Here is a 19,760-nt window from a genome sequence, read left to right on the forward strand (position 1 = left end):
CTGCGCTGGTCCGTCAGGGGCTCGGGATGGATCTCGGCAGGCCGAAGCGTGGGAGCACGCTGTTCTCGAAGCGGATCAGGGCGCAGATCCGGTCGTCGGCCAGGGTGAGGACGTACAGGCCGACCCCGTGGCTGATGCCGCCCGGGGACCGCAGGTACGCACCGAACGCGGGCTGTCCGTTGGCCCGCGTCGGGACGAGGTCGAACCGGCGGCCGGAGCGGAAGATGCCGGCGCTGAAGTGGGCGACGGCGGCCCGGCCGGCGTACTCGAACGGCATCGGCGGCATCGACATGAAGGCGTCGTCGGTCAGCAGGGTCACGAGGGCGTCGACGTCGGCGGATTCCCAGGCGCGGGCGAACGCCGCCACGATCGCCTCCTCGGCGGGCGAGCCGGCGGCGGGTGGTGGGGCCGGCGGCCGGCGGTATTCCAGGGTGGCCCGCGCCCGCTTGAGGGCGCTCTTCACCGACTCGACGCTCGAGTCGAGCATGCCGGCCACCTCGTCGGCGTGGAACCCGAGGACGTCGCGCAGGATGAGCACCGCGAGCTGGCGCGGTGGCAGGATCTGCAGGGCGGTCACGAAGGCCAGGGAGACGGCCTCGGCCTGCTCGTAGCGCGCCTCCGGGCCGAGCGGGCCGCCGGACAAGCCACCGGCCGGCCCGTCGAGCATCGTGTCGGGCATCGGCTCCAGCCAGACGACCTCGCCGAGGCGGGTCGATGCGGGCGGTTCGACATCCGGCACGTCCCATTCCTTGGCCCGGCGCCGGCCGGCCGACCGGCGCGCGTTGAGGCAGCGGTTGGTCGCGATGCGGTAGAGCCAGGTGCGCAGCGAGGACCGTCCCTCGAACCCGGCGAAACCCTGCCAGGCGGCCAGCAGCGTGTCCTGCAGGGCGTCCTCGGCGTCCTGCACCGATCCGAGCATCCGGTAGCAGTGCACCTGCAGCTCCCGGCGGTACGGCTCGGTCAGCTCCTGGAACGCCTCGGCGGTCGCTTCCTTCACGGTGCGGCTCACTCCTCCCCAGCCAGGTTCGCACGTTCACCGGGTACAGACACCGACCGGCGGCGAAAGGGGGCGCCACTTTTGCCGCGGTCGCGGTGTCTGCATCACCGGTCACAGTCAACCTCGGTAAGGAGACCCACGAGATGGGCAAGATCATCATCACCACGAACTCGTCGCTCGACGGCGTGGTTCAGGACCCGGACGGCAAGGAGGGCTTCCGGCTCGGCGGCTGGTTCCACCAGTACGGGGGCGCGGACCTCGAGGCGTGGGCCCAGGTCGAGCTCGACGAGGCGCTGAGCGCCGCGGCGCTGCTGGTGGGGCGGCGCAGCGACGAATGGTTCGCCGCGCGGTGGCTGTCCCGGGACGGCGCGTTCGCGGACCGGTTGAACGAGCTGCCGAAGTACGTCGTGTCGGCCACCCTGCAGCAGCCGCTCTGGAGCAACGCGACGGTCCTGGAGGGCGACCCGGTGCAGGCGGTCGCGGCGCTGCGGCGCACGGTGGACGGCGACATTATCGTCTACGCCAGCTACGAGCTGTGCCGGACGCTGATCGAGCACGACCTTGTCGACGAGCTGCGGCTGATGATCTTCCCGGTCGTCCTCGGCGACGGCGCGCGGCTCTTCGGCGAGACCAGCGGCGCGAAGCCCATGCGCCTGCTGCGGGCGCGCACCGTCGGGGCCGGTATCGCCTTCGTCAGCTACGAGTTCACCGGGGACGCCGGCACGGCGGGATAAACGAGCCTCCGCCCGGCCTGTTCGCGCAAAGGCCGGGCCGCGCTCCCCCGGGATTCCCGCACAGTGACTCCTCTGACGCCTGAAGGCGTCAGCTTCTCTGCGCGCTCAGGCGCGCAGAAGGGCCAGCCCGGCCCTGAGGACGTTCGTGGCGCCGACCACGTCCGCGTGCCCGGCAAAGCCGCAGGCAACACAGACGAACCCGGCTTGCGTAACGCGGTTGGCCTTCGCGCAGTGCCCGCAGGACGGGCAGGTGCGGGAGGTGTTGGCGGGGTTCACCGCAACGATCACACGGCCGGCGCTTTCAGCCTTACTCGCGAGCACGTTGAGGAACACCCCCCAACCCGCATCCAGGATGCTCCGGTTCAGACCAGACTTCTGAGCCACGCCGGTGCCGGGCGCCTCGACAGTGCCGGACGCGGAGCGGGTCATGTTGCCGATCCGCAGCCCTTCGTGGGCAATCACGTCGTGATGGCGGACCAGCCACAACGCGGTCTTGTGAGCATGATCGAGCCGCTGCCGGCGGACCTTGCCATGCAAGGCCGCGACCCGCTCCCGGGCCCTGCGGCGGCGGTTCGAGCCGCGCCGCTTGCGGGCAAGGTCACGTTGCGCCGCCGCGAGCCGGTCGGCGTTGCGGCGGCCGTGGCGTGGGTTGGGGAGCTGCACGCCGTCCGAGGTGGTCAGGAACGACGCCACGCCCATGTCGATACCGACCGCGCTATCTGTCTCCGGCAGGTGCAGCGCGGGTACCTCGTCGCAGGACAGCACCACGAACCAGCGCCGACCCTCACGCTTCACGCTGATCGTCTTGACGACACCGTCGACCTTCCGGTGCGCGTGCACCCGCACATGCCCGACGCCCTGCAGATAGACACGGACCTGCCCACCATCGGGCGTGGAATCCCACCGACAGCCGTCGCGGTCCTTCGGCCACTCGACCGTGTCGAACCACCCCACCCCCTTGAACCGCGGAAAACCCGGCGCCTTACCGGCCTTCACCCGCCGGAAAAACGCCTGCATGGCCTTGTCCAGACGCCGCAGCGTGGCCTGCTGCGACGAGAACGACCAACGGCCCTGCCCATCAGGATCGGCCCGGCGAATGTCCTTGAGCTGCGCGGACTGCGCACCGTAACGAACCGAGACCCTGCACTTGCGCCACGCCTCGCGGCGCTCTTCGAGCGCGGCGTTGTACAGACACCGATGATCGTTGATCACGGCGTTGAGTGCGGTGGCCTGCTTCGAGGTGGGGCGCAGCAGGAACTTGTACGCGCGTCTCACCGGTCACCGCCCTGACGCCACAATCGCTCATGCCGCGTGTCAATGTACCGGCGCATCGTCGGCTGCAGAGACAGCACCAACCGTGGCCGCGAAGTACGACCTCGACCACAGCGTCGGCAACCGGGACCGCAGCGACGCAAACTCCACGCGCAACACCCGCGCCGTGTATCCCTTGACCTGGTTCGCGACGTGCGCGGGCGAGTCGACAGACTGCGCCTTGACGAAACGGGTCCACGTGGTCGGGCATCGCCTCAAGCCCGACGACCTGCCAGCCACGTTCGCCGCACCACTGCCGGATCAGTTCGCCACACCGGGCCGCAACGGCACCGGCCAGCACAGGACGACGTGTACCTCGGGCACACCACGTGGTCTCCGAGGTCGTTCGCCGCTCCAGCGGAAACCTGCACCACGCAGGGCATGCCACAAAAATACGTGGCCGGTCCATCTACTCAGCCCATGACACGCCACTCGTGGGCTCCAATTCACCAGTCGCCTAAGGCGACAGTCCACATGGAGCAAGATAATGGCGACTACCCCGGTCAACGGCGAGCGGAGGCACGATGCCCGAAGATTCGTATGCGCGTGGCAGCACCGACGTGGCACTGCTCGGTGACACGATCGGCGCCAACCTGGACCGGACGGCGGCCCGGGTCGGTGATCACGAGGCACTGGTCGAGTGCGCCAGCGGGCGGCGGTGGACGTATCCGCAGCTGACCGCCGACGTCGACGCGTGCGCCCTGGGCCTGGACGCGCTCGGCGTGCGCAAGGGTGACCGGGTCGGCATCTGGTCGCCGAACTGCGCGGAGTGGGTGTTCGTGCAGTACGGGACCGCAAAGCTCGGCGCGATCCTGGTCAACATCAACCCCGCGTACCGCACCCATGAACTGGCCTACGTGCTGCGCCAGGCCGGTATCTCGGTGCTGGTCGCCGCGCCGCAGTTCAAGACCAGCGACTACCGGGCCATGGTCGCCGAGGTCCGCGGCGGCTGCCCCGACCTGCGCGACGTGATCTTCATCGGGGACCCGGAATGGGAGCGGCTGCTCGCGACCGGACGCGCCGCCGACTGTGGCCGGCTCGCCGAGCGGGCGGCGCAGCTGTCGGCCGACGACGCGATCAACATCCAGTACACCTCGGGCACCACCGGCTTCCCCAAGGGCGCCACGCTCAGCCACCACAATCTGCTCAACAACGGCTTCTTCGTCGGCGAGGGCTGCGGCTACACGGAGGCCGACCGGATCTGCATCCCGGTGCCCTACTACCACTGTTTCGGCATGGGCATGGGCAACCTCGGCGCCACCACCCACGGCGCCACCATGGTCATCCCGGCACCGGGGTTCGACCCGGCCGCCACCCTGCAAGCGGTGCAGGACGAGCGCTGCACCTCTCTGTACGGCGTCCCGACGATGTTCATCGCCGAGCTCGCGCTGCCCAACTTCGCCGACTACGACCTGTCCAGCCTGCGCACCGGCATCATGGCGGGCTCGCCCTGCCCGGTGGAGGTGATGAAACGGGTCGTCAGCGAACTGGGCATGACCCAGGTGACCATCTGCTACGGCATGACCGAGACGTCACCGGTCTCCACCCAGACCGGCGCCGACGACGACCTCGAGCGGCGCACCAGCACCGTCGGCCGGGTCCATCCTCACCTGGAGATCAAGGTCGCGGACCCGGCCACCGGCGAGACCGTGCCGCGCGGCGAGACCGGCGAGTTCCGCACCCGGGGCTACTCGGTCATGCGCGGCTACTGGAACGAGCCGGACAAGACCGCCGACGCCATCGACGCCGACGGCTGGATGCGCACCGCTGACCTCGCGGTCATGGACGACGCCGGCTACGTCAACATCGTCGGCCGGATCAAGGACATGGTGATCCGCGGCGGCGAGAACGTCTACCCGCGCGAGATCGAGGAGTTCCTGTACACCCACCCAGACATCACCGACGCCCAGGTGATCGGCGTACCGGACGAGCGTTACGGCGAGGAACTCATGGCCTGGGTGCAACTGCGTCCGGGCGCCCAGCCGCTGACTGCCGAGTCGCTGCGGCAGTTCTGCGCCGGCAAGCTCGCCCACTACAAGATCCCGCGGTACGTGAAGATTGTCGACGGCTTCCCGATGACCGTCACCGGCAAGGTCCGCAAGGTGGAGATGCGCGAGGTCGCGGTCGACGAACTCGGACTGCACGACGCCGCCGCGATCAGGAACGCATAGGGTGGGACCCGGATACCGGGCAGTGTCGTGGACGGAGGTAGGCATGGCCGAGATGGTGCTGTTCCATCACGCGCAGGGGTTGACGCCGGGGGTCGTCGCGTTCGCCGACGAGGTGCGCGAGGCCGGGCACACGGTCCACACGCCCGACCTCTTCGACGGCCGCACCTTTGGCAGCATCGAGGAGGGCATGGCATACGCCACGCAGCTCGGATTCCCCGGCGAGATCCTGCGGCGGGGCGCGGAGGCGGTGTCGGGGCTGCCGGCCGAGCTGGTGTATGCCGGCTTCTCCCTCGGCGTGCTGCCCGCCCAGCAGCTGGCGCAGACCCGGCCCGGGGCGCGCGGTGCGCTGCTGTGCTACTCGTGCGTGCCGGTCACCGAGTTCGGTGCCGCCTGGCCCGCCGACGTTCCGGTCCAGGTGCACGGGATGGACGCCGACCCGATCTTCGTCGGCGAGGGTGACATCGACGCCGCCCGGGACCTGGTCGCGCAGGCGAAGCACGCAGAGCTGTTCCTCTACCCCGGCGATCAGCACTATTTCGCCGACAGTTCACTGCCGACCTATGACCCCGAGGCGACCGCCCTGCTCCTGCAGCGGACGCTCGACCTGCTGCGGGCACCCTGACCGGACGGGACGCCGGCGCATGAAACCTGCGCCGATCGGGGATGAGTCTGTCAGAGCGATGCCGGAACATGCCAGGCGTCCGCTGACGGCCCCGGGAGGTCGGCATGGGTCGGGTTCGTGCGGCGGTGGGCGAGCTGCTGCTGGTCGCCGCGCTGTTCCTGGCGTACAAGGCGGGACGGATCGTGCTGCGCGGTGACGCCGATGCGGCGACGGCGCACGCGGCGTCGGTGTGGCACCTGGAGCGGCTGCTGCGGCTGCCGAGCGAGGCCGACCTGCAACAGGCGGTGATGAGCCAGCACTGGCTGGTCCTGGCCGCCAACGTGTACTACGCCCACGTGCACTTCCCGGCGACCGCCGCCTGCCTGATCTGGCTGTACCTGCGCCACGCGGAACTCTATCTGCGCACGCGCCGGGTCCTGACCGGCCTCACCGCCGCCGGCCTGGTGCTGCACGGCGGGTACGCGCTGGCCCCGCCGCGCCTCGTGGACGGCACCGGGCTGCTGGACACCGGCACCCTGTTCGGGCCGGCCGTCTACGGACCACCGGAGGACGACAGCCTCAGCAACCAGTACGCCGCCATGCCGTCCCTGCACGTCGGCTGGGCCGTCGTGGTCGCCGTCGCCGTCATCGCGGCGACCCGCGGCAGGCTGCGATGGCTGTGGCTGGCCCATCCCGTGATCACCCTGCTCGTCGTGGTGTCCACCGGCAACCACTACTGGCTGGACGCGATCGTCGCGCTCGGCCTGCTGCTCGTCGTGCACTCCGCCGTGCCCCGGACCGCCCGGCCACCCGCCGACGGAATGGCTGAGGACGTGGCTGCGGTACCGGCGGCGAACAGCGGCCGTTGACGGCCGGAAAAGGTCGTACCCCGACGGTAGGGTCCGGCTCGTGATCGCAGAGCCGGACATCCCGCAGGGTGTCGTGTCGGTGCTGGTGGAGCTCGGCCGGTTCGACCTGCTGCGCGCCGAGGCCGACCGGGGTGACTGGACCTGCGGCTCGGCGCTGGGCGCGGAGCTGCTCCGCCGCGGTGAGGTCGACGCCGCGCTGGAGCTGTATGGCGCATTCGTCCGGCCGGACGAGTGGAACGACGCGGCCGGAAGGATGGCCGCCGTCCTCGAGACCGCCCGCGGGGTGGAAGCGGCGATCGCGTTCGCGCGGCCCCACGCCGATGCCGGGCGGCGGTTCGCGGTGCGCTGCCTGGGTTCCCTGCTCGGGCGGCACGGCCGGGTGGACGAGCTGCTCGCGCTGCTTCGTCCGCACCTCACCGACTTCCTCGCCGCGCGGACGCTGGTCGAGGCGACCGCCGGTCAGGGCCGCGACGCGGACGTCATCGCCGAGCTGGAGACGCTGGTGGCCGACGTGGAGCGGCAGCCCGTGGTGTGGGAGGCAGTGCCGCACAACGCGGAGCAGCTGCTGGCGACGGTGCTGGAGCGGCACGGCCGGCTGGAGGACGCGATCGCCCTGCTGCGCACGGCCCGGCGCACGTCGAACTCCTCCCTGCAGCACGTGGCCGACCTGCTGGAAAATGCCGGGCGGGAGTCCGAGCTGATGGAGCTGCTGGCGGGCGCGGCACAGGACCAGGACCAGGACCAGGACAACATATGGGCCGTGTACCGGTTGAGCAGCCGGCTGGAGACACAGGGCCGGTTGACCGAAGCGGTGGATGTCGTGCGCGCCTTCGCGGACGCGACCGGCATCGACATGTCGCCCGGCCTGGCAAACCTGCTCTACCGGCACGGCCGCACCGACGAGGCCTTCGCCGTCGTCCCCGCGTGGGTGCTGCAGGAATGGGAATCAGCACAACACTCGAGGCTCTGGCTCTGGGCAGGCATGATCGCGAAGGGACGGCCCGAGGACGCGCTGCGGTATCTCGAGCGGCTGGATCACCGGCTGGACCCCGAGGAGACCCTCATGGAAAGGGTCATGCTGCTCGAGGCGTGCGGGCGGGCGGAGGAGGCCCTCGCGCTGGCGCGGGTGCAGGCGGACGCCGGCGACGAGCACTGGTTGCGGGCCCAGGCCGAGATCCTGGCGGGCCTGGGCCGGGGCGACGAGGCGGTCGCGGTGCTCAAGCCTCATGCCAGGTCGAACATCGCCGGGGGCTTCCTGGCCGAGATCCTGCTCCGGCGGGGTGCGGTCGACGAGGCCATGGCCGTGGTCCACGCGCTGGACCCGCCGAGCTACCGGTTACGTCCGGGGGCGCCGACGGAATGACCGGACCTGCGGCCGGTCATGACTTCGGCTTCGCCGCGCTCCACTTCATGCCCCAGTTGTACGCGGCGTCCAGTGGCGGGCCCCACGAGCCGCTCTCGTTCGAGATGATGTAGTTCGACTCGCGCCGGACCACCAGCTCGCCGTCGACGTTCTCGATGAGGAACAGCGCCACCGTCACCGACTTCACCGTGCACTCGTCGAGGCGCATCTCGATCGGGGCGCCGTGCTGCGGGAACATCGTCGTCGACGGAGATGCCGAAGTCGCGGGCCAGCCCGGCCAGCCCCGAGTCGTACCCCTGCCCGACAGCCCGGAACTTCCACACCCCGGCCCGCCGGTACAACTCACCGAAGATGAACGCCGTCTCCGTTGTCGCGCCGGGGCTGTCGAACCTCGCCACCTCCGCGCCCGACACCGCGTCGAGGAGGCGGATGTGCAGCTCCGGCACCGCCCCGAACGTCCCACCGTCCGCCGACGCGGCCAGGACGATCCGCTCCACCGCCGGCTCGACCCGGGCGAGATCCACCAACAGGGTGTCGGTCACCGGCCCGCCGGAACCGCCGGTCTTGCCCTCGTGCCGGACCGCACCACCAGGATGCTGCGGCTGGTTGTAGAACACGAAGTCGTCGTCATTGCGGACCTTGTTGTTCACCAGCAACAACGCCGACCCGTCCGCGTCCGGCACCCCGGCGCCACCGCGCCAGCCCAGCACCGCCCGGACCGAGGTCGCCAGCACCGGCAGGTTCGCACCCTTTTGCATCGACATGTGTTCACCCTCCCCGTCAGGGGACCACCATACGATGAGCAGCTGCTGCATGGCTCAGCCGAGGCGGGTGCGCACCACCAGGTCGTGCAGGGCGTCGACCGCCGCCGGGTCCGGATGGTCGGGCAGGTGCGACGCGCTCCGGGCCGCCTCCAACTCCGCGCGCAGCAGCGGCACGTCGGCAGCGAGCCGTTCGGCGGCGCCGGCCGGCAGCGGCCCGTGTTCGGCGTCGCGCTTGGCGGCGATGAGGTCCGGCACGTACGGCAGCCGCGCGCCGAGCACGCCGAGGTCGGCCACCATCGTGCCGGTGCGCATCAGGTGGATGCCGGTCAGCAGCACCCGCAGCGTGTACAGCGCAGGCTTCAGCTCGCCGGTCCTGGCGTGCAGCCGTTCCTGCGTGGCCGCGAACCCGAGGTAGTGGTGCGCATGGTTCCGGGTGATCAGCCCGGGAGCGATCGCCGCCAGCTCGGCGTGCACCGGCGTCGTCACCACCACCAGCGGCGACAGCAGCTGCTCCAGAACGTTGCCGTTGCGAAGGACCAGCATCCTGGCGAACGCCAGCAGATCGTGGCTGACGACGTCCAGCTCCACGCCGTCGCGCACCCCGCTGTGCTGCAACGTCTGCGGCCCGAGGCGCAACCCGACGACCTCCGTCGCCGGTAGCAGATGCACGGCCCGCAGATCGAGGTCGGAGTCGACGGAGGCGAACCCGTACAGGTGCGCGCCGCTGACGGTGGCGAACAGCAGCGGGCGGGGCAACGCGCCGGCGACCTCAGCCGCCCATGCAGGCACCTCGATCGTCACGACGGTCCCCGGCCGAGCCGGACGTTTGCCCCGAGCAGCACCACGACAACGATCATGCCAGCACGGCGCGAGCTCCCGCCCACCTGCACTCCATTGCGACACAGGCCGGGTTGCGTACCGTGTCGGGCATGGGGAGCCTGCTGGGCTGGTTCTTGGCCGGCGCCGCCGGTTCCATCGCGGTGGCGGTGGCGCTGCACGCCCTGGCCACCTACCGGACCCTGGCCGTGTCGGCGGTGGGCGCCGCGGCCGTGACGGCCGGCGTCGTGGTCGTGAGCGGCGGGACGGCCCGGGACAGGGTCGGGGTGGCGTTCGTCGCCGGGGCGCTCGCGGCGTTCGTATGGGCGCTCGGGCGGCGCCGGCGGCGGGTGCGCGCCGACCGCAGCGCCCGGGTCGCGGCCGTCGACGCGGGCGTGGCCCTGGCGGCGTTCGCGGCGGGAGGCGAGCGGCGGCGGCTCGCGGCGCATCTGCATGACGTCGTCGCGCACCGGCTGACCGGGGTCGCCGTGGCGTGCGCCGCGGCCAGGCGACTGCCCGACCCGCAGCGGTGGGCGGAGGCGCTCCGGCACGCCGTCGACGCCGGCGAACGCGCCGTGGCGGAACTCGACGCGGCCCTGCAACCGGCGGTGGCCGGACCCGTCGACGTCGACCGGCTCGTCGCGGAGCATGCCCGCACGTACGGACCCGTGCGGTACCACCGGGCGACGACCGACGTGCCCGACGCGGTCCTCGCCGTCGCGCACCGGGTGGTGCGTGAAGCGTTGACCAACGCCGTCCGGCACGCCGCCGGCGCCGCCGTCACCGTCCGCTTGACCATCCACGGTGGACACCTCGTGGTCCTGGTGGAGGACGGCGGTGGCGGCAGCGGGGCGGCGCTCGGCGCCGGGCACGGATTGGCGGGCTTGCGGGCGCTCGTCGAGGAGGCCGGTGGGCGGTTCCACGCCGGGCCCGGCGGCGCGGGCGGGTGGCGCGTCCGGGCCGAGCTGCCCGTCCCGCACCACGACCCGCCGCCGCGGTGGTCGCGGCACCGGACCGGGGCGGCCGCACGGGACCGTGCCCTCGCCGTGGTGGCGCTGGGGCTGTCGGCTGGGACCGTGCTGCTGCCCGGCGCGGACGATCCGGACCTCCTCGCGGCGCCCGGGCCGGCGGCGCTCCTGCTGGCGCTCCTCGCCGCGCACGCACTCCCCCTTGCCTGGCGGCGGGTGGCGCCCGGGGCGGCGCTCGCGGCCGCCGCCGTGGTCCAGGCGGCGCTCGTGAGCTGCGCCGCCGCCGGCTGGATCCGGCTCGACCCGGCCGAGGGCTACCTGTGGACGTGGTGGGTGGAGCTGGCCCTGGTGTACGCGCTCGCCGCCCACCGTGCCGCCACGATCGCGGTGCCGGCGGCACTCGCCGCGGCCGGTGGGGCCTCGCTCGCGGCCGGTGCCGGCATCGCCGGCTCCCGGGCCGGCGCCGCGCTCGTCCTGGCCGGGTTCATGGCGGTGCCGTTCGGTGGGTGCTGGCTGGCCGGGCGGCTGGCGGCCCGTGCCCGGCGGCGCCGACGTGCGGCCGAGACCGCGCGGCACGACGCCCGGCTCGCCGAGGCCGGCGCCGCGGCCGAGGCGGAACGCACGAGGCTCGCCGAAGGACTCCGCGACAACGCCCGCGCGCACACGACCGCGATGCTCGACGCCGCCCGCGCCGGCGACCTCGACATCGTGCACGCACAGGCCCGCGCCGGCCTCGGCGCGCTCCGCGACCTGCTGCAGACCACGAACCACGGCGACGAACCCGTTGCCCCGCCGGGCGTCGCCGGGATCCGGGCCGCCGCCGCGCGGTGGCACTCCACGGTCCGGGTCGCCGGCGCCGCGCGGGACCTGCCGGCGCCGCTCGAGGTCGCCGCGCAGCGGGCCGTGGAGGCACTGCTGTGCGACCGGGCGGAGGTCACCATCGTGTACCTGGCCGAGGGGCTGAGCGTGACGATCCGGTCCGTCCCGCCGCCGGCCGGTGCGGTGCGGCGGGCCAGGCACGCCGTCGACGCGGCCGGGGGTGCCGTCGACACCGGCGGCGGGAGCGGTACCGTCCGGCTGTGGCTGCCGGAACACCTGCGATGACCCGCGTGGTCGTCGCCGACGACCAGGCCGTGGTCCGGGCCGGGATCGCGGCGATCCTCGACGCCGAGCCGGACCTGACGGTCGTCGGGCAGGCCGCCGACGGGCCCGCCGCGCTCACGCTGATCGCGGCCGAGGCGCCGGACGTGGCGGTGCTGGACATCCGGATGCCGGGCGCCGACGGGCTCGCCGTCACCGCGCAGGTCGCGGCCCGGTTCCCGGCAACCCGGGTCGTCATCCTGACCACGTTCGGGCTGGACGAATACGTGTACGGGGCGTTGCGAGCCGGGGCCGCCGGGTTCCTGCTGAAGGACAGCGACGCGGACCGGGTCGTCGACGCGGTGCGGGTCGTGGCCGCCGGCGAGGCGCTGCTCGACCCGGGCGTGACCGGCCGGCTCATCGACCGGTTCGCCGCCGGCCCGGGACCCCTCGACGCCGGTCGGCTGGCGCGGCTGACCCCGCGGGAGACCGAGGTGCTCGGGCAGGTCGCCAGGGGGCTGTCCAACGCGGAGATCGCCGCAGTGCTCGCCATCTCCCCCGCGACCGTCAAGGACCACGTCGCGGTCCTGCTCGCCAAGCTCGGGGTGCGGGACCGGGTGCAGGCGACGATCGCCGCATACGAGACCGGGCTCATCCGCCCCGGATCCGTGGCACCCCCGCCGCACGGCGGGGTCGGACGTCCGTAGCCGGACGGGTTCGGCCGCCGGCAAGACGGGACCTGCGCACGACGTACCGCGGCAACCGCGCGACGATCGTGGACCGCATGCCCATCTGGTTGCGGCGCACCCTCGGCGCCATCCTCATCCCTGTCTCGGTGCTCGTCGCGCCCGCCGCCGCCGTCGCGGCCGCACTGCTGGTCGCCTCGGTGACCGCGGCCGTCGCCGTCTTCGTGGCCGCCGGCGCCGTCGTGCTGCTGGCGGGCTGCGTGGGCCTCGGCCGGTGCTGCGGGCGGCTGCTCGGAGTGCGGTGGGGCGCGAGGTCCGGGGCCGCCGTCGCCATCGCGTGGACGGTCCTCGCCGCGTTCACGGTGTTCCAGCCGGGCCCGCATCCCGGCGCCGGTCCCACGCCGGACGGCGTCCAATTCTGGCAGTTGCCGACCGGTTCCCGCATCGCGTACGTCCACTCGCCCGGCGGATCCCGCACGCCGGTGCTCTTCCTGCACGGTGGTCCCGGCACCCCCGGTGAGGGGCTGCCCGAGGCCGCCGCGTCGTTGTCCGCCGCCGGGCATCCGGTGTATGCCTACGACCAGCTCGGCGCCGGCCGCTCCGCCCGTCTCGCCGACGTCACCGGATACACGGTGGCCCGGCACGTCGCTGACCTGGAGGCGATCCGGGTCGTGCTCGGCGCCGACCGCATCGTCCTCATCGGACAGTCGTGGGGCGCTTCCCTTGCGGCGCAGTACCTCGCCGCGCATCCGCAGCGGGTCGCCGCGGTCGTGTTCACGTCGCCGGGTCCGATCTGGCCCGGTGCCCACCCGGACGGCGGCATCGGCGACCCGTGGCAGCGGATGACCCCGGCGCAGCGCGCCGCCCGCGACGCCCTCGTCGCCCGCCCGCGGGTCCTGGCGCAGGCGCTGCTGCAGCAGGTCAACCCGGACGCCGCGCACGCGTTCGTCGGCGACGACGAGGCCGACGAGCTGATGCACCGCATCGCCGCGCTGGGCAAGGACGGCACCGGCTGCCCGGACAGTCCACCGGCGGCGGTCCACGGCAACCATCAGGGCTTCTACGTCAACCAGCTGACGGTGGACGACTTCGCCCGCGTCGCCGACCCGCGACCGGCGCTGCGGGACGTGCGGGTGCCGGCGCTCATCGTCCGCGGTGACTGCGACTTCGTGCCGGCGGCGACGGCCGAGGAGTACCGGCGCACGCTGCCCGGCGCCATCCTGGTGAACGTGCCCGGCGCCGGCCACGCGGTCGCCCGCAACCAGCCGGACCGCTACCGCGACCTCGTCACCGGTTTTCTCGAGGAGACGCCATAAGTTGCCGGGCGGCCCGTGTGACGGTTACGGTTCCGGGGTGACTGCCGGGTCGGCCATGCGCCGTGCACAGATAAGGCGTCCGGCAGTTCGTTGAGCTGCCGGCGGGCCCGTGGCCCGCCCCTCCTTCCGCACCGCCCGCATCGAGCGGAGCCTGCCGAGGAAGGAGGTGATCGCATGTCCCGCTTCGAAAATCTGAGCATCGGCGACGTCGTCGACGGTGAGGTGTCCGGCGTGGTGCCGTTCGGCACGTTCGTTCGGTTCGCCGACGGTGTCGACGGCCTGTTGCACGGCGTGACCGGCCTGGAGGTCGGCGCCGCCGTCACGGTCCGCGTCCTGGACAAGGACGCCGAGCGCCGGCGCGCCAGCCTGGCACTGGCCTAACCCACAGCGGACACCCGGGGGACCTCCCGGGTGTCCGCCCGTGGGATCAGGGCGCGACGGGGCGCCACGCGGGCCACGAACAGTCCGGCGGACACCAGCAGCGAGCCGATCGCGAGGATGCCCATCGCGGTGCCCGGCGGCACGTACTGGGCGATGAGCCCGCCGAGGGTGGCGCCGACCGCCTGCATCGCGAGCAGTCCCGAGCCGAACAGCCCGAGCGCCTGGCCGTGCAACGGTTCCGGCGTCGTGGCCAGGAGCCGGTCCTGCAGCAGCAGGGTCGCGCCGTAGCCGATGGAGGCGACCCCGGCCAGCGCCGCCGCGACCGGCAGCGATGGTTCGAGGAAGAACAGCAGGTACGGCGCGGCGAGCAGCCACCGCAACGGTCCGCTGAGCCGGAACCGCAGCCGCGGCGGCACGAACCGGCCGGCGATCGCATCACCGAGCAGCATCCCGATGGCGGAGGTGACGAACAGGACGCTGGCCGCCCCGGGCGAGTACGGCACGAACAGCGCCTCGCAGCCGACGACGAGCCCGTTCGGCACCCACATCGCGATGTAGACGCCCGGCTGCCACACCTGCCGGTTGCCGCGCCACGTCGCCCGCACCGACGGCCGGTCGGTGGCGCGCGGCGGCCGCCGGGTCAGGCCGAACCGGGCCACCAGCGCCGACACCACCTGCAGGCCCGCCCCGACCAGGAGCGCGCCCCGTGGCGACACGGCGGCGACGAGCGCACCGCCGACCGCGAATCCGCCGATCTGCATCGCACCGACCGACATGTTCAGCAGCGAACGGCCCAGGATGTACCCCTCGGGCGGGAGGATCTCGGCGAGCAGCCCGTACCGGACGCCGCCGCCGACCGAATTGGCGAGTCCCTGCGCGAAGATGACGGCGAACAGGGCCACGATAGGCAGCCCCGGCACGGCGAGGACGGCGGTCGTCACCGCCGCGAACACGGCGAGCCCGGTCAGCGCGGCCCGCGGCGGCACCCGGTCCGCCCACGACAGCACCGTCGCCGCGCCGACGAGTTGGGCGAACGACGCGCCGAACATGCTCAGCGCCGACAGCAGCGGCGAGTCGGTGGCTGCGTAGACGAGGGTGCCCAGCCCGATCCCGGCCACCGTCCCCGCCGCGACCTGCCCCGACAGGGTCCCGAACAACGCGGTGAACTCCGGCGTGCCGAACAGTTGCCGATAGGTTCGCATGATCGTCATGCTGCGGCGGCGGTACGGGCACCCGGTACAGTTTCGTCTGGAGGCGAAACGTGGGGTTCTGGCAGATCGGCACCGACGTCCTGGCCCGCAGCCGGTTCGTCGTGTCGCCGCTCGCCGAGACGGTTGCCTGCCTGTCGGCGCTCGGCGGGCAGCACGCGACGAGCCCGCCGCAACGGGAGTGGCTCGCCGCGCACCGTGCCACGTTCGACGCGCGGTACGCCGGCGACCCGTTCGTGCGGCCGTTCCTGCGCAACGCGATCCGGCCCGGCTGGATCGCCGATTTCCTGGTCACCCCGCCGCATACGCCCGGCGAGACGTTCTCCACCGAGCTGGCCCGGCTGCGCCGCACCCCGGACGCCACCGCCCGCGCGCACCTGGGCCTCGACGGTGCCGTGCCGGACGTGCTGCGCGCTGACGGCCTCGCCGAGCGGGCCGCCGACCTGGTCGAGTGGGTCTGGTCCCAGCTCGTGCGCCCGGGCTGGCCGCGCCTGCGCCGCGTCTTCGAGGCCGACATCGTGTCCCGCAACGCCCGGCTCAGCACCGGCGGCTGGGCCGCGGTCCTGGACGGCATGCGGCCCGGCATGCGCTGGCTCGGCGACGGGCGGCTGCAGATCAACACGTACGACTACGCGCCGATGGACATCAGCGACGCGTCGTTGCTGTTCATCCCGACGACCGCGGCCCGGGGTTGGGTCGGCTGGGAGGAGCCGCCCAGGTCCTACTCGATCATCTATCCGTGCACGGGCTGGCTCGCCACGCCCATCGGCGCCGCTCCCCCCGACGCCCTGGCCCGCCTGCTCGGGCCACTGCGCGCCACCGTCCTGGCCCTGCTCGCGACGCCGCTGAGCACCACGCAGCTGGTCGCGGTGACCGGCGCCGGCCTCGGCTCGGTCGGCGGCCACCTGCGGGTCCTGCTCGACGCCGGTCTCGTCGCCAGGCGCCGCTCCGGCCGCTCGGTCCTCTACTACCAGACCCCGACCGGTGCGGCGGTGGCGGCCACCGACGCCGGCAACGCATAGGGGTGGACGCAGCAGACGAACCTCCTGGCGCTCAACGCGACGATCGAGGCGGCGCGGGCGGGCGAGGCCGGCAAGGGCTTCGCCGTCGTCGCGTCCGAGGTGAAGGACCTGGCCCAGGAGACGGCCCGGGCCACCGAGGACATCTCCCGCCGGGTCCAGGCGATCCAGGACGACACCACCGGCGCGGTCGCCGCGATCGAGCAGGTGTCGGCGGTCATCGCCCGCATCAGCGACTTCCAGACCACCATCGCCTCTGCCGTGGAGGAGCAGACCGCGACCACGTCGGAGATGAGCCGCAGCGTCATCGAGGCGGCCGCCGGCACCGGCGAGATCGCGCAGAACATCACCGGCGTCGCCGAGGCGGCCCGCCTCACCAGCGCCGGCGTCACCGAGTCCGAGCAGGCCACCAGCGAGCTCGCCCGCATGTCCGGCGAGCTGACCGACCTCGTCGGCACGTTCCGCTATTGAACTGCGTTGTAGTGGGCGACCCGCTCCTGGCCGGACAGCGTGGCGATGGCGTCCATGATCTCGTCGGTGGCGGCGCGCCGGTCGCGGGCGTCGCCGGCCAGCCCGGTGCAGTGCAGCGGCGCGCCGAACCGCACGGTGATCCTCGCCCGCCCGGGCAGCGCGCCGGTGCCCGTGAGCGCGACCGGGACCACCGGCACACCCGCGGTGAGCGCCAGCCAGGCGACGCCGGTGCGGCCGCGGTACAGGCGGCCGTCGCGCGACCTGGTGCCCTCCGGGTAGATGCCGAACGCGCGACCGCCGGCGAGCACGTCGAGGGCGGTGTCCAGGGCGCTCCTCGCGGCCGGGCCGTCGCCGCGGCGGACCGGCACGGCGCCGGTCGCGCGGAACCACCAGCGGCGCAGCCGGCCACGCTCGAAGTACTCCGCCTTGGCCAGGAACACCACCCGGCGCGGGACGACGAGCGGGAGGACCACGCTGTCATAGAACGACAGGTGGTTGCCGGCGATGATGACCGCCCCGCCGCGCGGCACGTGGTGCAGGCCCTCGACGCGTGGGCGGTACCAGAGGGAGAAGAGCAGACGCAGGAGAGGCATGTCGCGAATATAGCGTCCGAACGGTCGGACGCTATAGTGGCGTGATGAGTCCCCGTCGCACCGTCGCGGAGGCCCGCCAGACCCGGGCCGGCATCATCAGGCACGGCGTCGACGTCGCCTCCGTCGAGGGCCTCGACGGGCTCACCATCGGCCGGCTCGCCACGGACCTCGGGATGAGCAAGTCCGGTGTCCTGGGCCACTTCGGCGACAAGGAGACCCTCCAGCTCGCCGTCGTGGAGCGGGCCGGCGACGAGTTCTGGCGCGACGTCTGGGAGCCGGTCGCGGCCACCCCGGCCGGGCTGCCCCGGCTGCGGGCCGTCGCCGGGTCGTGGCTGCGGTATCTCACCTCGGACCGGCTGCCCGGCGGCTGCTTCTTCATGGCCGCCGGCCCGGAGTTCGACGACCGGCCGGGCCCGGTCCGCGACGCCGTCGCCGGCACCGCCGACCGCTGGCACCGCGAGCTGCTGCACCAGGCCCGGCTCGCCGCCGTCGACGATCCGGACCAGGTCGTGTTCGAGCTCGCCGGGGTGATGCTGGCCCTGCACACCACACACCGCCTGCGGCGCGACCCGGCCGCCGCGACCCGCGCCGCCCGGGCGGTCGCCCGTCTCCTCGGCGATTCCTGACCGCTACTGCAGCACCAGCAGGTCCATGGTGTCCACGACCGGGCCGGGCTCGGTGGCTTCCCGCAGCCGGACCAGGCCCGCGTCGTAGGCCTCGTCGCTGATCAGCTTCAGCGGGGTGTGCGCGTCGCGGCACAGCATCGCCGCGGCCTCGGCCACCGAACCCGCCGTGATCTGCGGGACCCGCTCCAGCGCCACGGTGCTGAACCCGGCCGCGGCGAACGCCGCCTCCACCGCCGCCACGCTCGGATAGGTGTCCAGCACCTCGGCCGCCTCGGGGAAGAACCGCACCAGGGCGAGCCCGTCGTGCCGCCCGGCGAACACCGACCGGATGAGCACCGGCGCGCCCGGCCGCACGACCCGGCGCAGCTCGCGCGCGGCCGCCGCGAGGTCCGGCACGTGGTGGATCACCGTCGAGATCCACACGCCGTCCACGACCCCGTCGCCCACCGGCACGTGCCCGGCATCCCCGGCCACGACCGGCAGGTACACCGACCGCGCCCGCATCGCCGCGGACGGCTCGACCGCCAGGACCTCCACGCCGTGGAACCAGGCCGTGAAGGCGCGGGCCCAGCTTCCGGTGCCGGAGCCCAGGTCCAGCAGCCGTTGCCCGGGATGTGGCTCGAGGTGCCGCCCGATCGCCTCCCGCCAGGCGTGCAGCCCCTCGTCGCTCAGGTGCCGGTTCGTCTCGAACGCCGCGGCGTCCCCCTCGTCGTACGCGATGCGCGCCATCCTCCGAGCCAACCGGCTGTGCGGAACCTGGACAAGGGTCGAGTGCGCCGCCTCACAGTCGCGGCGGCCTGTTAGCGTGCCCTGCATGCCGCCGAGCTTCATCGTGTTCGACCTGTTCCACACGCTGGTCGACGGCGCCGACGCCGAACGCGACCGGGTCGTCGGCGAGATGGCCGTGATGGTGGGTGTGGACCCGGACGCGCTGCTGCAGGCATACCGCGAGACCTGGGACGAGCGGCTCGTGCGCTGGAGCGTCGAGGAGACCATCCGGATCCTCGCCGGGCGCCTCGGCGTGCACCCGCCCGACGAGGCGGTGGCCCGCGCCGCCGCGCACCGGCGTGCCCTCGCCCGCCGCGTCCTGAACGCCGTGGACCCCGCGACGCTGACCGCCCTCGACGCGCTGCGGGCCGGCGGCGCCCGGCTCGCCCTGGTGAGCAACGCCACCGCGGAGGCCGCCGAGGAATGGCCTGCGTGCACGCTCGCGTCCCGGTTCGACGTCGCGGTCTTCTCCTGCGTCCTCGGCTTCGGCAAGCCCGACCCGCGCATCTACCTGGCCGCCGCCGACGCGCTCGGCGCCGCCCCGGCCGACTGCGTGTTCGTCGGCGACGGCGCCGACGGCGAACTGGCCGGTGCCGCCGCGGTCGGCATGCGGGTGGTGCGCACCGTCGAGCACAAGGACACCGACCCCGCCTGGCCCGGCCCCGTCATCCAGGCCCTGCGCGACCTCGAGGACTGCCCGGTCTGACGGTCAGTCGTTGATGAGGTGGCGTTCGACGGAGGCCACCTTCGCGTCGAGGGCGCCGGTCACGCCGTCGCGCCAGTCGACCTTGATGACGGTGGAGGTGCGCGGGGACTTGGCGTGGACGGCCTCGACCGCGGCCCGGACCACGGCCATCGCCTCGTCCCAGGTCTCACCCTCGACGGTAGTGAACATGGCATCGGTCCGGTTCGGCAGGCCTGATGCCCGCACGACCCGCACCGCCTCGGCGACGAGCGCGCCGACCTCCGGGCCCGCACCGAGCGGGGTGACACTGAACGCGACCAGAACCGACATGCG

21 protein-coding genes and 1 pseudogene are annotated in these 19,760 nt (G+C 73.1%); 13 read left to right on the plus strand and 9 right to left on the minus strand.

Going from position 1 to position 19,760, the window contains the following annotated elements; translation table 11 throughout:
* Positions 1 to 13: 13 nt before the first annotated feature.
* A complete protein-coding gene (locus ACFPIJ_RS39470; protein ID WP_380123254.1) occupies positions 14 to 997 on the minus strand; it encodes an RNA polymerase subunit sigma-70 in 984 nt (327 codons plus the stop codon).
* A 143-nt stretch (positions 998 to 1,140) separates the two neighbouring features.
* Between ACFPIJ_RS39470 and ACFPIJ_RS39475 the strand changes: the two genes are divergently transcribed.
* Complete coding sequence (locus ACFPIJ_RS39475; protein ID WP_380123256.1) at positions 1,141 to 1,731, plus strand: dihydrofolate reductase family protein; 591 nt, start codon at positions 1,141 to 1,143, stop codon at positions 1,729 to 1,731.
* A gap of 105 nt (positions 1,732 to 1,836) precedes the next feature.
* Here the strand turns inward: ACFPIJ_RS39475 and ACFPIJ_RS39480 are convergent, their stop codons facing one another.
* A complete protein-coding gene (locus ACFPIJ_RS39480; RefSeq protein WP_380123258.1) occupies positions 1,837 to 3,006 on the minus strand; it encodes an RNA-guided endonuclease InsQ/TnpB family protein in 1,170 nt (389 codons plus the stop codon).
* 39 nt (positions 3,007 to 3,045) lie between these two features.
* On the minus strand, positions 3,046 to 3,282 hold the full coding sequence (locus tag ACFPIJ_RS39485) for a transposase (RefSeq protein WP_380123260.1): 237 nt from the start codon (positions 3,280 to 3,282) through the stop codon (positions 3,046 to 3,048).
* Positions 3,283 to 3,566: 284 nt separating this feature from the next.
* Between ACFPIJ_RS39485 and ACFPIJ_RS39490 the strand changes: the two genes are divergently transcribed.
* The 4 genes from ACFPIJ_RS39490 (at position 3,567) to ACFPIJ_RS39505 (ending at position 8,046) form a co-directional block, all read left to right on the plus strand.
* Positions 3,567 to 5,213: an AMP-binding protein gene (locus tag ACFPIJ_RS39490; protein ID WP_380123262.1), complete on the plus strand. Its 1,647-nt coding sequence runs from the start codon at positions 3,567 to 3,569 to the stop codon at positions 5,211 to 5,213.
* 43 nt (positions 5,214 to 5,256) lie between these two features.
* Entirely contained in the window at positions 5,257 to 5,835 is a 579-nt protein-coding gene (locus tag ACFPIJ_RS39495) for a dienelactone hydrolase family protein (protein WP_380123264.1), read from the plus strand.
* 104 nt (positions 5,836 to 5,939) lie between these two features.
* Positions 5,940 to 6,683 carry a phosphatase PAP2 family protein gene (locus ACFPIJ_RS39500; protein WP_380123266.1) on the plus strand — a complete coding sequence of 248 codons (744 nt, stop codon included), beginning with the start codon at positions 5,940 to 5,942 and terminating at the stop codon, positions 6,681 to 6,683.
* A gap of 40 nt (positions 6,684 to 6,723) precedes the next feature.
* The gene (locus tag ACFPIJ_RS39505) at positions 6,724 to 8,046 is read left to right on the plus strand and encodes a tetratricopeptide repeat protein (protein WP_380123268.1); all 1,323 of its coding nucleotides are present in this window, start codon (positions 6,724 to 6,726) and stop codon (positions 8,044 to 8,046) included.
* On the opposite strand, the gene ACFPIJ_RS39510 is transcribed toward ACFPIJ_RS39505, so the two are convergent.
* Both ACFPIJ_RS39510 and ACFPIJ_RS39515 read right to left on the minus strand, forming a co-directional pair.
* Complete coding sequence (locus ACFPIJ_RS39510; RefSeq protein ID WP_380123270.1) at positions 8,013 to 8,810, minus strand: TerD family protein; 798 nt, start codon at positions 8,808 to 8,810, stop codon at positions 8,013 to 8,015. The two genes, ACFPIJ_RS39505 and ACFPIJ_RS39510, sit on opposite strands and share 34 nt — an antisense overlap.
* A 54-nt stretch (positions 8,811 to 8,864) precedes the next feature.
* On the minus strand, positions 8,865 to 9,611 hold the full coding sequence (locus ACFPIJ_RS39515; protein WP_380123272.1) for a nucleotidyltransferase domain-containing protein: 747 nt from the start codon (positions 9,609 to 9,611) through the stop codon (positions 8,865 to 8,867).
* A 128-nt stretch (positions 9,612 to 9,739) separates the two neighbouring features.
* Here ACFPIJ_RS39515 and ACFPIJ_RS39520 point away from each other — a divergent pair, with 128 nt between their 5' ends.
* From ACFPIJ_RS39520 to ACFPIJ_RS39535, 4 genes are all read left to right on the plus strand, one after another.
* Entirely contained in the window at positions 9,740 to 11,698 is a 1,959-nt protein-coding gene (locus tag ACFPIJ_RS39520) for an ATP-binding protein (RefSeq protein ID WP_380123274.1), read from the plus strand.
* The gene (locus ACFPIJ_RS39525; RefSeq protein ID WP_465252343.1) at positions 11,674 to 12,381 is read left to right on the plus strand and encodes a response regulator; all 708 of its coding nucleotides are present in this window, start codon (positions 11,674 to 11,676) and stop codon (positions 12,379 to 12,381) included. The genes ACFPIJ_RS39520 and ACFPIJ_RS39525 overlap by 25 nt, the downstream gene beginning before the upstream one ends.
* 77 nt (positions 12,382 to 12,458) lie before the next feature.
* Positions 12,459 to 13,676 carry an alpha/beta fold hydrolase gene (locus ACFPIJ_RS39530; RefSeq protein WP_380123276.1) on the plus strand — a complete coding sequence of 406 codons (1,218 nt, stop codon included), beginning with the start codon at positions 12,459 to 12,461 and terminating at the stop codon, positions 13,674 to 13,676.
* A gap of 174 nt (positions 13,677 to 13,850) precedes the next feature.
* Positions 13,851 to 14,057, plus strand: coding sequence for a S1 RNA-binding domain-containing protein (locus ACFPIJ_RS39535; RefSeq protein WP_380123278.1), 207 nt, complete (start codon positions 13,851 to 13,853; stop codon positions 14,055 to 14,057).
* On the opposite strand, the gene ACFPIJ_RS39540 is transcribed toward ACFPIJ_RS39535, so the two are convergent.
* Positions 14,054 to 15,259, minus strand: coding sequence for an MFS transporter (locus ACFPIJ_RS39540; protein WP_380123280.1), 1,206 nt, complete (start codon positions 15,257 to 15,259; stop codon positions 14,054 to 14,056). The two genes, ACFPIJ_RS39535 and ACFPIJ_RS39540, sit on opposite strands and share 4 nt — an antisense overlap.
* Before the next feature lie 59 nt (positions 15,260 to 15,318).
* Between ACFPIJ_RS39540 and ACFPIJ_RS39545 the strand changes: the two genes are divergently transcribed.
* Positions 15,319 to 16,287, plus strand: a complete 969-nt coding sequence (locus tag ACFPIJ_RS39545; protein WP_380123282.1) for an ArsR/SmtB family transcription factor — start codon at positions 15,319 to 15,321, stop codon at positions 16,285 to 16,287.
* Between the two features lie 12 nt (positions 16,288 to 16,299).
* Positions 16,300 to 16,755 (plus strand): annotated as a pseudogene (locus tag ACFPIJ_RS39550) (methyl-accepting chemotaxis protein); the annotation flags it as partial.
* Here the strand turns inward: ACFPIJ_RS39550 and ACFPIJ_RS39555 are convergent.
* Entirely contained in the window at positions 16,749 to 17,348 is a 600-nt protein-coding gene (locus tag ACFPIJ_RS39555; protein ID WP_380123283.1) for a lysophospholipid acyltransferase family protein, read from the minus strand. The pseudogene ACFPIJ_RS39550 and the gene ACFPIJ_RS39555 sit on opposite strands and share 7 nt — an antisense overlap.
* Positions 17,349 to 17,392: 44 nt before the next feature.
* On the opposite strand from ACFPIJ_RS39555, the gene ACFPIJ_RS39560 reads away from it, so the two are divergent.
* The gene (locus tag ACFPIJ_RS39560; RefSeq protein ID WP_380123285.1) at positions 17,393 to 17,974 is read left to right on the plus strand and encodes a TetR/AcrR family transcriptional regulator; all 582 of its coding nucleotides are present in this window, start codon (positions 17,393 to 17,395) and stop codon (positions 17,972 to 17,974) included.
* Between the two features lie 3 nt (positions 17,975 to 17,977).
* On the opposite strand, the gene ACFPIJ_RS39565 is transcribed toward ACFPIJ_RS39560, so the two are convergent.
* Complete coding sequence (locus ACFPIJ_RS39565) at positions 17,978 to 18,703, minus strand: class I SAM-dependent methyltransferase (protein ID WP_380123287.1); 726 nt, start codon at positions 18,701 to 18,703, stop codon at positions 17,978 to 17,980.
* Between the two features lie 85 nt (positions 18,704 to 18,788).
* On the opposite strand from ACFPIJ_RS39565, the gene ACFPIJ_RS39570 reads away from it, so the two are divergent.
* Complete coding sequence (locus tag ACFPIJ_RS39570) at positions 18,789 to 19,448, plus strand: HAD family hydrolase (protein WP_380123289.1); 660 nt, start codon at positions 18,789 to 18,791, stop codon at positions 19,446 to 19,448.
* 3 nt (positions 19,449 to 19,451) lie between these two features.
* Here ACFPIJ_RS39570 and ACFPIJ_RS39575 read toward each other — a convergent pair whose 3' ends face one another.
* Positions 19,452 to 19,757, minus strand: coding sequence for an MTH1187 family thiamine-binding protein (locus ACFPIJ_RS39575; RefSeq protein ID WP_380123291.1), 306 nt, complete (start codon positions 19,755 to 19,757; stop codon positions 19,452 to 19,454).
* Positions 19,758 to 19,760 lie beyond the last annotated feature (3 nt).

Origin of the sequence: Dactylosporangium cerinum (assembly GCF_042653625.1) — a bacterium.
Taxonomy (GTDB): domain Bacteria; phylum Actinomycetota; class Actinomycetes; order Mycobacteriales; family Micromonosporaceae; genus Dactylosporangium; species Dactylosporangium cerinum.

Bases quoted from the DNA above. Each gene is read 5' to 3' on its own strand.
- ACFPIJ_RS39475 (WP_380123256.1), top strand. From the start codon at position 1,141: ATGGGCAAGATCATCATCACCACGAACTCGTCGCTCGACGGCGTGGTT.
- ACFPIJ_RS39490 (WP_380123262.1), top strand. From the start codon at position 3,567: ATGCCCGAAGATTCGTATGCGCGTGGCAGCACCGACGTGGCACTGCTC.
- ACFPIJ_RS39495 (WP_380123264.1), top strand. From the start codon at position 5,257: ATGGCCGAGATGGTGCTGTTCCATCACGCGCAGGGGTTGACGCCGGGG.
- ACFPIJ_RS39500 (WP_380123266.1), top strand. From the start codon at position 5,940: ATGGGTCGGGTTCGTGCGGCGGTGGGCGAGCTGCTGCTGGTCGCCGCG.
- ACFPIJ_RS39510 (WP_380123270.1), bottom strand. From the start codon at position 8,810: ATGTCGATGCAAAAGGGTGCGAACCTGCCGGTGCTGGCGACCTCGGTC.
- ACFPIJ_RS39520 (WP_380123274.1), top strand. From the start codon at position 9,740: ATGGGGAGCCTGCTGGGCTGGTTCTTGGCCGGCGCCGCCGGTTCCATC.
- ACFPIJ_RS39530 (WP_380123276.1), top strand. From the start codon at position 12,459: ATGCCCATCTGGTTGCGGCGCACCCTCGGCGCCATCCTCATCCCTGTC.
- ACFPIJ_RS39535 (WP_380123278.1), top strand. From the start codon at position 13,851: ATGTCCCGCTTCGAAAATCTGAGCATCGGCGACGTCGTCGACGGTGAG.
- ACFPIJ_RS39540 (WP_380123280.1), bottom strand. From the start codon at position 15,259: ATGCGAACCTATCGGCAACTGTTCGGCACGCCGGAGTTCACCGCGTTG.
- ACFPIJ_RS39555 (WP_380123283.1), bottom strand. From the start codon at position 17,348: ATGCCTCTCCTGCGTCTGCTCTTCTCCCTCTGGTACCGCCCACGCGTC.
- ACFPIJ_RS39560 (WP_380123285.1), top strand. From the start codon at position 17,393: ATGAGTCCCCGTCGCACCGTCGCGGAGGCCCGCCAGACCCGGGCCGGC.
- ACFPIJ_RS39565 (WP_380123287.1), bottom strand. From the start codon at position 18,703: ATGGCGCGCATCGCGTACGACGAGGGGGACGCCGCGGCGTTCGAGACG.
- ACFPIJ_RS39570 (WP_380123289.1), top strand. From the start codon at position 18,789: ATGCCGCCGAGCTTCATCGTGTTCGACCTGTTCCACACGCTGGTCGAC.
- ACFPIJ_RS39575 (WP_380123291.1), bottom strand. From the start codon at position 19,757: ATGTCGGTTCTGGTCGCGTTCAGTGTCACCCCGCTCGGTGCGGGCCCG.